Below are 11,000 nucleotides of genomic sequence, written 5' to 3' on the forward strand. Positions count from 1 at the left end.
AATCTGCGTATGAGTGACCGGCCGGAGCGGGGGAGGCCTTCGAGTGCGCCGGCGGCGCGAGCACCGTACTGTGCCGACCAGGTCCGGGGGAGCGCGCCCGTCGCAACTCGGCATCCCGGCCCGGGGATTCGTCCGCCGTGCGGCGCCCCGCTCCCGGAACGAGGGAAGCGCGGGTCCCCGGACGTCCTGGAATACGCCCGGCCTGCTGCTCGTCACCCGCCGCGCACCGTGGCGAGGCCGTACGACGGTGTCGTCCGCTGCGCCCGGAGTGACGTGCAGCCGGGCGGATTTCACACATTCACACACTTCCACGCACGCGCCCATGCGGCAGCGGGCGGCCGTACGGCGGTGTCCGCCGGGCCTCGGGCGGCGTGCACCGTCCGCAGGCTTGCCAGGACCGCGGTGGTCGCCCGCGGTCGTACGACGGCCGGTGCGGGCGCTCACCCCTGCGGCGGGTGACGAGCAGCAGCGCCGTGTCGTACGACCTCCTCACCTCGGTGCGCGCCGAGGCGGCCAGGGCGGTGTCGGCGGCCGGCGCGTGGGGGAGAAGCGGCAGGTCGGGCGGGTGGCTATGGCGGATCCGCCATAGCCGGTCCGCCGGTGGTGGCCGGCGGGTCTACGGTGCGGGGATGAGCGACGAGGTGGCGCCGGCCGGCGCGAGCGTGCTGCCCGAGGTCGACGACGTCCTCGCGGACGCCCTGACGGCGCAGGGGGAGGCGGGCGTACGGGCGCTGGGGCTGCTGCGGGACGCCCACCGGGTCCTGGCCGGGGACGGGTTCGTACGGCCGTCCGAGGTGGCCGCGGCGTGTGTGCGGTCCGCGGCGGACGCGCTGCTGGGCCTGCCCGGTGCCCCGGTCACGGTGGGACTGAAGGCGGCGGCGGAAGGCGTGCTGGCCGCGGTGGATGCCGTCGCGCCCCCCGCCGCCGAGGTCTCCGGGCCGGACGGACCGGCGGGCGCCGCGCCCTCGGCCGGTGAGGCCTCCCCGTCCGACGGGCCGGCCGTCGAAGCCGGCACCGCCGACGCCCACGACGCGGCTGGTGGCGCGTTGGCCGGGGCGGGAGCGGTGTGGGAGCGGGTGACGGCGGCCGCGGACGTGCTGCGTGACGAGCTCAGCCGTCCGGGCCGGTATCACCAGGCGCGGGCGCGGGGCATCGTGGAGCGGCTGATGGGGGTGGAGCTCGGTGCGGCGCAGGAGACGGCGCTGGATGTGTGGGGGACCGTGTACTCGGTGGCCTCGGGGATCCTGCACGGCCGTGCGGCCCACCCCGGCGAGGCCGCCGTCCTGTACGCGGACATCCTCGGCGCCGCCCGCAACCTGCTCGTGCCGCTCCCGGACCGAGCGGCCCGCGTCCTCGAGCTGGTCGCCCTCCAGCACCCGGGTGCCGTCGAGGCGAAGGAGCTCGCCGGCTGGGCGGACCCGCGCGCGAGCGACTTCTTCTTCCGTTCCGGCCCGGCCACGGCGTGGCTCGGCGTACTGCAGGAGCACGCGCCGCACCTGCTGATGCCAGACCAGGCGGCCGACGGACGGTGGCCGGCCGCCCCGTTCCTCGACCACATCGCCGCTACCGACTCGGACGCTGTCCGCGCCTGGCTGAGCGAGCCTGCCGGCCAGGGTGCCCCCGGTGTCCTGCGGGCCCAGCAGATCGCCGCCACCGGCCGCCTCGCCCTGGACGCGCTGCTGGGCGTGGCCGTATGCCGCTGGGACGCCGTCGAAGCCGCCCAGCTCCACTCCGTGTTGGCCGGACCCGGTGTCCGGGACGGAGACGGTCTGGAGGTGGGGGCGACGCTGCGCCTGGCCGCGCGGTGGGCCCGCGCGGTTCCGCGCGCCGAGCGGACGGGGCAGTGGATCGGTGCGGTGGAGGGACTGCTGGCCGGCGCCGTCGAGGACGAGTACGCCGGCCATCTGGCGCTGCGGGCCGTTGTCGAGCGCGTGGCCGCCGCCGAGGAGATGGTGGCGGCCGGAGAGCCGGTGGCCTTCACCGGGCTGGTCGACGAGGCGGAGATGCGGGAACTGGTTGCCCGGGAGGTCGCCTCCCGCCTGCCCGATCACGAAGTCGGGCTGTTGGTACGGGAGTTCGCGGACACCGCGTACCCGGCCGGCCGCCGCGGCCCCGCGCACCGCAACGTCGGCGCGGTCAGGGCGGTCCTGGCCAAACTCCTCGCCCACGATGTCGAGTTGACCCCCGAGGGTTCCCGGCCGGTGGTCTTCCACGCCGACCTGGACCAGGTGCGCGTCGATGACGCCGCGGCGTTCGGCGGGCCGCGGCTGGCGCGCGCCGTGCTCGATCTCGCCGCGGCGGACGCGGACGCCGGCACCGGCCTGCCCCAGCGCACCCGCCACTTCCGGCGGGTGGCCGCCCTCGATGCCCGCCTCCACACCCGCCTGATGGCCGCGCACCTCGCCCACCGTCCGCCGGCCGCCGACGCCCTGGACGGCCAGGAGTGGTGGCAGGAGGCCCTCGCGCTCGTCCCGCAGGCCCTGGCCGCCGGTCCCGCCCCGGAGCCGGCTCGCCTCGTCGAACTGCTCCTCGCCGCCTGTCCGCCCGAGCACACCGCGCAGCTGGAGACGGACGTCCGTACGGCCCTGGGCACCCCGCCGCCCGCCGCCCTGGTCGAGGTGCTGCCCGCCGCCGACCAGGCCGACGGGAGGGCCGAGCCGCTCGCCTCATGGCTGCGGGTGTGGGACTGGTCGCCCGTCCTGACCTCCACGGTCCTTGAGGGCTGGGAGCCGGTGCTTCAGGCGCTGCGCCGCCTTGAGCCCGCCGGCCCCTCCGACCCGCGCGCCCAGGCCGTGCTGGAACCGTCGACGACCACCACGGCCCTTCAAGCCGAGGAACTGGTGGAACTGGCGGCCGGACACGGGCCGGTGGCCACCGCGGCCCGGATCGCCGGCGCCACGGACGCGGGCGACGACGGGTACGCGATGGTGCTGCACCGTCTCGTCGCCGCCGGCCCGGCCGCCTGGACGACCGACGTGCCCGCCGTCCTGGCCGCCCTCAAGCTGCCTGAGCTCGCCGCGTTCTATCTCGCCGCGGCCGCCGCTCACGCCGATCGGGCCGGCGCCTTTCCGGACGGTGCGCTGCCGGCGGCTGTCGCCGCGGCGCTCGCGGTACGCCGCAGCCTCGGTGAGATCGCCCCCGCCGTCGGCTCCGACGGCGTACGGCGCCTGCCCGCCGCGGTGTTCTTCGCCGACCAGGCGCTGTTCGACCTGCTTACCGCAGCCTGGCGCGCCGACGCTCTCGCCGGTGACCAGGACAAGGACGCCATGGCGTACCTGAAGGCACTGGTCGCCGCGCTCACCCGCTCCGCCGCCGCAGAGGCCAAGGACGGCACGACCACCTCGGCCGCCGCTACCCCAGCCAGCGGCCCGGGCGCCATTGCTTCGGCAACCGGAGGGGAGGTGACGGCGCCGACGCTGGTGGGATCGGATCCTGAAGTCCGGGCGCTGGGCGCTCTGTTGGAGTACGCCGTCCACCGGGACCGTACCGTCGGCGAGATGCCCGAGGGCGTCCTGGACACGGTCGCCGCCGTCCTGGCCGCGCACGCCGGCCAGGAGGCGGTGGCCACCGCGATCGGGGTGCACCTGCCGGCCCTGCACCGGTACGCGCCCGCGTTCGCCGCCGCCCACCGCACCGCCCTCTACGGGATCGAGCCCGGCCGGACCTCGCCGGCCGCTTCCTGGCTGCGCTGGGGAGGCCCCGACGGGCAGCTCCTCGCCGCCCTGGACCGCGCCGAGCTCCTCGCCGCGCTGCGCGCCGCCGTGCCCGGCGCCGCCGAGCACCTCGCGCACGCCCTCCTGGCCGACCCCGCTCTCCTGGGTGAACCCGCTTCTTGGTGGACCGAGTTGGCGGCCGGCACCGGCGACGGCGTGGCCGCGGTCTCCCGCCTGCTGGAGGCGATCGCCGCCCGCACGCCGCACACCGGCGACGACGGCCCGCTCCCGTCGGCCGAGCAGACGCGGGTGGGGGCGGCTGTGGACCTGTGGCGGGCCGCGCTCGCGGCCGGCCTGCCGGCGGGCGCGCTGGCAGGTGCGGGCGCCTTCGCGGACGCGGCCGTGGAGGAGACGGTGTGGCTGGAGCTGATGCGGGCGAGCGCCAAGCACTCCCCGGCCCTGACCGACGCCGATCTCGTCGCCGACCGCGCCGCCGCCCACCCCGACAGCGCCGAGGCCCTGCTGCTGGCCGCGGAGTTGGTTGCCCGGGCGCCCGGGACATGGCGGGAGGCGGCCGTACGACGCAACGCCCGCGCCCTGCTGGACGCCGCAACCGCCCTGCCCTCCGGCGAACGCCCCCGCGGGGTGCAGGAGCTGAGGACGGCGCTGGTCAATGCCGGCGACGTCGGCGCCGCCGCCCGCCGGTGAGCCACCCGGTGCCGCGCCCGGCCCACCGCGGCGTCGGCCGCAGCCGTTCACGAGCACGCGCCTGAAGGGAGGCGACATGCTGGGAATCCGCGTCCACATCAAAGGGCCGGCCCGACAGAAGATCGGCGCCGAGCTGAAGAAGGCGTACGACAAGGGAGCCTCGGTCCGGACCCTCGCCCAGGGCTGCGGCCGTTCCTACGGCTTCGTCCACCGCCTGCTCACCGAGGCCGGCACCGCCATGCGCTCGCGCGGCGGCCCCAACAGCCGGAGCCGGACAGCTCGTTGACGCGCGACGCCACCCAGGTACGCCCCCGCGATGGCATACGACGCGGGAATGCTGCTCCGACAACGGCTCAGGCCCCCTCCGAGTTCTACCTTCGGAGGGGGCCTGAGCCTTGCGTAGCGGGGGCGGGATTTGAACCTGCGACCTCTGGGTTATGAGCCCAGCGAGCTACCGAGCTGCTCCACCCCGCGTCGGTTCGACCAGGGTAGTGGATGCCGGCGGGCCCGGCGGGGCATTCTCGCGCTGCGGCGCGGCGGAAGCTGCGTCTCGCGGTGCCGGAAGCGGGGGTCGGGGCCGTGCCGCGACCGCTTCCCTCGGCGGCGCCCGGGCACGGGCAACCGGCCGGGACAGCGGAGTCGAGGAGGACGTCGCCGGACGGTTCTGGACGTTTCTGGACGGCGCCGGACGTCGCTGGACAGTGCCGACGCGGCCCGGGGCTGAACGGCCGTACGACGGCGCCGGGCGGCTGCTCCCGCTCGTACGACGGTCCCCGGCTCGCTGTATGTGCGCCACGCGGCGGAGGGGTTGTCGTTACGGCTGTGCGTGAGGGTTGTCGCTCGTTGACCGGCGGGGGCCCGGGCGGGATTTGGGGCGGAAGTCCCTGGACGTGCGGGAGGACGTGTTCGGCGCGAGCCCCGCCTCCGCGGCCGGCGTGGAGCCCGGGGCGGTGGGGTGGATCGGCCGGGTCCTACTGGCTGCGCCGGTTGCGCAGCCGGGGGCCGACGCCGCCCCATTCGGGGATGCCCGGCGCCGGCAGCGGGGGCAGGCCGTGGCGGGCGGCTTCGTCGGCCAGGAGGCGGGCGAGGCCGGCGCGGTGGGTCTCGTCGCCGCGGTAGCCGCGCTCGACGTCGGCGAGGACGAGGCGCAGGGGGTAGGCGCGGATCGTGATCCGGCCGCGGTGGGTGGTGCGGGCGTGGCGGTGGAGGATCTCGATCCAGGACCAGCCGTCCACCCCGCGGGCGAGCGCGAGGCGGTCGATCCGGTCGCCGAGGACGTCGCCGCCGTCGGTCCAGGCGGGGTACACGAGCAGGCCGTCGGGCTGGGGGATGTCGGTGACCACCAGGGTCTCGGGCGGCTCACCGCTCAACGCGTCCCGGACGACGGCCTGTTCGACGGGGCGGCGGTCGGTGGCGGGGCTCAGCGCGGGCCCGGGGGCGAGGGCGGGCGGGGCGTCGAGGACCGGCACGGGCAGCTCCAGCGGCAGGATCGGCGGGGGAGCGGCGCAGGGCTCCGCATGGTCAACGACGGTGGCGCCCGTACGTCACGGCGCCCGGGTGCGGCGCATGGGCCTGCGCGGAGTGCCGGTAGGCGGCCGTCGAGGAGGCGGTGCGGCTTCGGCTGATGCGGGTGCGCGCCGATCACGTCCCGGCCCTGGCCGGCGGCGGCCCGATCGCCGGGCGCGCCGCCGTTCGCCCGGACGGCAGGGGCGCGCGGCTGCTGGTCGTACTCCTGGTCGCCCGGCTGCGCCGGCGCATGGTCCGTCGGCGCGCCGGTGCCCTGCTGGATGCCGCGACGGCCGCGCCCGGGGAACGAACACCCCTGCGCCCTGTGGGAGTTGAGGACGGCATCGGTCGACGTCGGCGCAGCCCGGGTCCAGCCCGAACCTCGTACGACGGCGCCGGGCAGCTGCTCCCGCGCGTACGGCCGCCGCCGCGCCGTACGCGAGCCGGCGGTGGGCGCGTACCGGGACGGCCCCCGGGAGGCGGTGCCGGCCCGTCTCGCCGCCGTGGACCGAGGCCGCTCGGGATCCCGGTCCGCGACCGGCACCTGCAGCCGTAACGGCGGGCCGGTCGGCACGGGGTTACAGCAGCTCGACCGGCGGGACCCGCCGTGCCGAGGCGATCCAGCCGGACCGGGAGTTGAGGGCGGCGGTGATCTCCTCGCCGGTGGGGTGACGGGCGTGCGGCAGCCAGAGCACGATCAACTGCGCGTGCTCGCGGGCCAGGTCCCACCACAGGCCCGGAGGATCGGCCAGCTCCATCACGACGTGCACCTCCCCCTCGCGTCCCGGTTTGTTGAGCGCCAGGAGGACGGCGCCGTCGTCGTCCCGCCAGAAGTTCCACGGCCCGGTGGCCGGTGCCTCGTCGGTGAGCGGCACGAGCGAGGCGTACGCGGGGAACCGGTCGATCTCGGCCTCGCCGGCGCCGCCGTACGGCGAGAGGACGACCGCGGCCGTCAGCGCCTGGCCGATGGGGAACGCGGTCGGCTGAGCGATCAACTGCGGTACATTCCGCGTCTTTTGGTCCATGCCCGGCAGTCTAGGAGCCGGATCCGCGGTGCCTCCCGGAGCGCTGGTCTCCCTGCCGGCGGCCGCTCCGTCACCGGTGCGGCGGCGGGAGCTGCCGGCGCCTCCACACCAGGAACGCCGCGTGGAGTTCGACGCTGCGCCGGTCGGCCTCGTCCAGATCGCGCCATCCCGGCAGCGCCCGCAGATACTGCTGCACCGGGTCCGCGGGCGTGTCGAGCAGCTGATCGACGTCGGTGCCGGTCGCCCTGGCGAGGGAAGCGAGTTCGAGGGCGTCCACCCGGCGCCGGCCCCGTTCGATGTCGCTGACGGCGGACCGCGCCACTCCCAGCAGGCCGGCGGTGTCCTGCTGGGACAGCCCGGCTCGCCGGCGGGCATCTCTCAGTCGGCGGGCCAGGCTCAGCCGGTCTGTCTCCGTCACGGTCACCTCCGCCGTCGTGCACCGAGCTTCCGGCTGTCCTGCCGGCTGTGACGCGGAACGGGCAGGGCCGTCGCCGCGCGCGAGCCGGACCCGGGTGCAGGCCCTGACGGGTCGCCGACAGCCCCGACCGGGAGTGAACACCCCTACAGGCAGCGGGAGTTGAGGGTACAGGTACCAGGGGCGCGATCGCGCTGACGCCCGTCCCGCAGCCGGGGCGTTGAATATTGCAATGCTCAACACCCCGGCCGCGGGACGGGCGTCAGCGGGCCGCCGTTACATACTTCCGGCCGTTACATTTTCCGCCGGTACACAACCGGCCGGTACATCCTGCGCGTTACATAACTCGCCCTCGGCGCCCGCCGGCGGGGTGGTGCCCGGCGGGCTCGCGCGCCCCCGCGTACGCGCTCCAGCGCTCAGATCACGCCATGATCCACTCCGTACGCCCCTGCGCACACAGGTCGCACACTTTCCACTGACACCAACTCTCGACCAGGCCCCCGAATTGCCGTGCACGATATTCCACACAACGGGTTATTCAAATCCACTTGAAGAGAAATAGAGAACTCAATTCGGAGGTGAATTCCGGGGGAATTTGAAGCGCGGTGCTCCTCTCGCGCGGTGACCGGAGGAGAGGGCGCCGGAGGACCGTGGGCGGCAGGGGCCGCGAGGAGCCGGCCGCGCTCGGCTCGGGCGTACGGCGCGCCCGGCTGGACCGGTCGGTGGCCCCGAGGTCGTCCTGGGGCGGGCGGGGTCGGTCTACGGCTGCCGGCGGGGGAGTGGGGGCTGGGGTGTGGTGAGCGGGCGGTGGGCGCGGCGGCATGCGGTGCCGCGGCAGCCGGCCTGGTAGCCGATGGGCCGGCCGCACCGGTCGCCGCCGACGCACAGGGCGTTGGCGGCCTCGTCCAGGGCGGCCCGGAAGGCGGGGTCACGGTTGGCGAGCCCGAACACGAGGCCCGGCGACGTGCCGGCGCGCTCCGCGGCCTCCACGATCGAGGTGACGTCGCCGGCCGCGATCAGGTCGAGGACCTGCCGGCGCTTCTGCTGGGGGAAGGCGGCGTCGGAGCGTGCGCGCCGCCGGTCGCGGGAGTCGGTGTTGTGCCAGGCCAGGCAGTCGTCGCAGCCGCAGCCGAGGCGCCAGAGGGTGGAGGGGGCGTAGCGGGTGTGGTCGAGGGGCGGCGGGTCGATGCCGGCGGCGGCGATGAGGGCGGCGCCGGTCCACACCTGGCGGACGCCGGCGGCGCCGGGTACCCGTTCGCGCTCGGCGCCGGGGAACCAGCCGCTGAGGGCGAGGCTGTGGGTGCTGCCGGGGGCCAGGCCGAGGAGGCCGGCGAGGTCGGGGATGCGGTAGAGGGCGTCGGGGTCGATGCGGTCGACGACGGCGGCGAGCGGGTGCTGCACGGGGTGGGTCCTCTCCCTGGGCGTGGGGGCGTGTGGCGCGTCAACACCCCCGCGTTCGCGGGGAGCAGCGCGTGCCGCCTTGGGCCGCGCGGCTGCCAAGGGGCCACCCCCGCGTCGGCGGGGACAGGAGCTCGCGGCCACTATGGCACGCCCCGCCGACGCGGGGGTGATCCATGGGCGGTCACCAGTCGGGGGTGCCCGTACCCGCGCCGTCCGTTGTCGCGGAGGGCGGCGGCCCGGTCGTAGGCGTCGATCAGGCGCCGGGTGCCGAACCAGCCGGGGTCCTCCAGCTCGGGCCACGCCCCGGCGAGCGCGGCGTCGGTGGCCGCCTGCCCAGCAACTCCCTTACGACGTCGTGCCGTTGGGTCCGTCCGTAGTGCAGCGGCCCGTACTGCTCGACGGTCATGCCGGCGTCGCCCCCGCGAGCTCCCTGCCCGGCCGCGCTCGCACGGCCCGGCCGGCCGCGCCCGCGGCGGTGTCCCAACCACCTGGTGCGATCGGGGAGTTGGGGGCACGGCTACTCGTGGGGCAGGGGCGGGACGTCGAGGTGGAGGGAGGCATGCCGGCCCCGGCTGTCCTGGAAGTCGGCGCGGATGGCGAGGGCCCAGGCGGGGAGCTCGATGAGCTGGTCGGCCGGAGTGGGGGCGTCGTGGGCGGCGGAACCCGGTCGCAGCTCGGGTGCGTCGGGTGTCCAGTGGTAGGAGAAGTCCGGGTCGTCCGCTCCGCCGGCGAGGAGGTACCGGCCTCCCGGCCGGCCGGCGGACGGGGCGAGCGGGATCTGTGGCGGCACGGCGGTCAGGGGCCAGGTGTGGGCCTGTCCGTCGAGCGGGCCGCCGTGGTAGCGGAGTTCGGTCTGCGGCGTGTGCACCCGGGAGGCCCGGGAGGCGCGCGCGATGTCGTCCAAGAGGGTCATGCGGCACATCCCGGCCCGGTCCGGCGGTCGTTGCTGGTCATCGGCTGCGGGTTCCTTCCTCGTCCGGCTGCAGAGTGGGCTCCATCATGCGGCCGGCGCCGTGTGGACGGTCGCCGGCCTCGACGGCGACGTCGTCGTCGAGCGCCCCGTCCGCTCCGCCGGCCTGCTGGGCGGTGCGGCGGGTGCGGGAGCGCTCGGCGAGCTGGTGGACGCGGCCGGTCCAGGCCTCCATGTAGGCCTCGGCGCCGCCGTGTTCGTCGCCGGGCAGCCACAGCAGCCCGCGCCCGGTGTCGGCCTGCTGGGCGAGCAGGTCCTCGAAGTGGGCGGCGAGCGCGCCCATGACGGGCATCAGGCACATGACGAGGGCCTGGGGGACGCCGGTCGGGTTGATCATGAGGGGGACGAGCTGGGCGACGATCACGCCGAAACCGGAGGCGTCAAGCTGCTCGCGCAGGTGGGCGAGGCCGGGAGTGTCGGGCATCAGCAGACCGTGCATCACGTAGAGGGCGCCGATCCCGGCGAGCAGCTGCGCCGTACGGCGGGCGGCGGCCACCTCCTGTTCGCCGGCGGCCCGGAGGAGGGCGAGCGGGTCGAGCGTCCCGGCCCGGATCCAGTCGCCCAGGGTTCCCGCCTCCTCGGCCCGCCGCGCCTCTGCGGCGACGGGCGCCCAGTCGGGGCCGGGCATCAGGGCGGCGAGCGCGTCGACGAAGGCCTCGCCGCCGACCTCGTCGGCGCCCATGCCGGAGGCCGCGGCCAGGCGGACCGCGCCGCGCCGCAGCCGGCGGTCGGTGCCGCGCTCCAGCTCGGCGTCCGGGTCCTGGACCACCCGCAGCAGCTCGTCCGGGTGCGGAAGAGGGCCCGGGGCACGCCCGACCAGGCGGGTGACGTGGGTGTAGAAGGCGTCCTGCTCCTCCTCGCCGGCGGCGGCCGCGGCTCGCCCGGCGGCGGCCAGGCGCTGCGCCCGGGAGCGGCCCGCGGCCCACAGCAGGGCCTCGTGCACGGCCGGCCACGGCGGCTCCGGCACCGCCGACTCCCCGGGGATCACCGGCCGTCCGGCCTCGGCGTACCAGGCGATCACCGTCCAGCGCAGGTCCCGCCCCGGCCGCGCGTGCCCGGCGATCGCCGCCGCGACGGCGACCGTGCCGTCGGCGAGCACGGACACCGAGCCGCGCCCGCGCCCCAGCCACGCCCGAGCGTGCCCGGGCAGCAGCCCGGCCCCGCGCCACCGCTCCAGCTGCGCCGCCGACACGTACAGGCCGAGCGCCGCCAGGTGCTCGATCAGCTGCTGGTCCGCCGGGCTCGGCTCTCCTCTGGTCACCGCCACAGTTTAGAACCCCGCGAGGTGCCCGGAAAACGTGCGCCGCGTACCCGCTGAACTG

The 11,000-nt window shown here is 76.2% G+C and carries 10 protein-coding genes and 1 tRNA gene; 4 read left to right on the forward strand and 7 right to left on the reverse strand.

Annotation, left to right across the window (positions count from 1 at the left end; translation table 11 throughout):
• Positions 1 to 388 precede the first annotated feature (388 nt).
• The 3 genes from SPR02S_RS63455 to SPR02S_RS34570 all read left to right on the forward strand — a co-directional run bounded on the left by SPR02S_RS63455 (position 389) and on the right by SPR02S_RS34570 (position 4,647).
• Positions 389 to 589 carry a hypothetical protein gene (locus tag SPR02S_RS63455; RefSeq protein ID WP_158697925.1) on the forward strand — a complete coding sequence of 67 codons (201 nt, stop codon included), beginning with the start codon at positions 389 to 391 and terminating at the stop codon, positions 587 to 589.
• Between the two features lie 40 nt (positions 590 to 629).
• The gene (locus SPR02S_RS64385) at positions 630 to 4,361 is read left to right on the forward strand and encodes a hypothetical protein (RefSeq protein ID WP_020684239.1); all 3,732 of its coding nucleotides are present in this window, start codon (positions 630 to 632) and stop codon (positions 4,359 to 4,361) included.
• Positions 4,362 to 4,437: 76 nt separating this feature from the next.
• Positions 4,438 to 4,647 (forward strand): helix-turn-helix domain-containing protein, encoded by a 210-nt coding sequence (locus tag SPR02S_RS34570; RefSeq protein WP_026151117.1) that lies wholly within the window; start codon positions 4,438 to 4,440, stop codon positions 4,645 to 4,647.
• A 114-nt stretch (positions 4,648 to 4,761) separates the two neighbouring features.
• Here the strand turns inward: SPR02S_RS34570 and SPR02S_RS34575 are convergent.
• Positions 4,762 to 4,835, reverse strand: a tRNA-Met gene (locus SPR02S_RS34575).
• Between the two features lie 497 nt (positions 4,836 to 5,332).
• A complete protein-coding gene (locus tag SPR02S_RS34580) occupies positions 5,333 to 5,830 on the reverse strand; it encodes a hypothetical protein (protein WP_019061605.1) in 498 nt (165 codons plus the stop codon).
• A 140-nt stretch (positions 5,831 to 5,970) separates the two neighbouring features.
• Here SPR02S_RS34580 and SPR02S_RS63460 point away from each other — a divergent pair, with 140 nt between their 5' ends.
• Complete coding sequence (locus SPR02S_RS63460) at positions 5,971 to 6,423, forward strand: hypothetical protein (protein WP_158697926.1); 453 nt, start codon at positions 5,971 to 5,973, stop codon at positions 6,421 to 6,423.
• A 22-nt stretch (positions 6,424 to 6,445) separates the two neighbouring features.
• Here the strand turns inward: SPR02S_RS63460 and SPR02S_RS34585 are convergent, their stop codons facing one another.
• The 5 genes from SPR02S_RS34585 to SPR02S_RS34605 all read right to left on the reverse strand — a co-directional run bounded on the left by SPR02S_RS34585 (position 6,446) and on the right by SPR02S_RS34605 (position 10,939).
• A complete protein-coding gene (locus SPR02S_RS34585) occupies positions 6,446 to 6,892 on the reverse strand; it encodes a hypothetical protein (protein ID WP_019061606.1) in 447 nt (148 codons plus the stop codon).
• A 70-nt stretch (positions 6,893 to 6,962) separates the two neighbouring features.
• A complete protein-coding gene (locus SPR02S_RS61875; RefSeq protein ID WP_026151118.1) occupies positions 6,963 to 7,310 on the reverse strand; it encodes a helix-turn-helix domain-containing protein in 348 nt (115 codons plus the stop codon).
• Positions 7,311 to 8,066: 756 nt separating this feature from the next.
• Positions 8,067 to 8,708 (reverse strand): hypothetical protein, encoded by a 642-nt coding sequence (locus SPR02S_RS34595; RefSeq protein ID WP_019061608.1) that lies wholly within the window; start codon positions 8,706 to 8,708, stop codon positions 8,067 to 8,069.
• 517 nt (positions 8,709 to 9,225) lie between these two features.
• A complete protein-coding gene (locus tag SPR02S_RS34600) occupies positions 9,226 to 9,621 on the reverse strand; it encodes a hypothetical protein (protein ID WP_019061609.1) in 396 nt (131 codons plus the stop codon).
• Between the two features lie 37 nt (positions 9,622 to 9,658).
• Positions 9,659 to 10,939 carry a hypothetical protein gene (locus SPR02S_RS34605; protein ID WP_174447580.1) on the reverse strand — a complete coding sequence of 427 codons (1,281 nt, stop codon included), beginning with the start codon at positions 10,937 to 10,939 and terminating at the stop codon, positions 9,659 to 9,661.
• Between the last annotated feature and the right edge of the window lie 61 nt (positions 10,940 to 11,000).

It is taken from the genome of Streptomyces prunicolor NBRC 13075, assembly GCF_000367365.1.
Lineage (GTDB): Bacteria > Actinomycetota > Actinomycetes > Streptomycetales > Streptomycetaceae > Streptomyces > Streptomyces prunicolor.

Coding starts and splice junctions, on each gene's coding strand:
- SPR02S_RS64385 (WP_020684239.1), top strand. CDS start 630: ATGAGCGACGAGGTGGCGCCGGCCGGCGCGAGCGTGCTGCCCGAGGTC.
- SPR02S_RS34570 (WP_026151117.1), top strand. CDS start 4,438: ATGCTGGGAATCCGCGTCCACATCAAAGGGCCGGCCCGACAGAAGATC.
- SPR02S_RS34585 (WP_019061606.1), bottom strand. CDS start 6,892: ATGGACCAAAAGACGCGGAATGTACCGCAGTTGATCGCTCAGCCGACC.
- SPR02S_RS34600 (WP_019061609.1), bottom strand. CDS start 9,621: ATGACCCTCTTGGACGACATCGCGCGCGCCTCCCGGGCCTCCCGGGTG.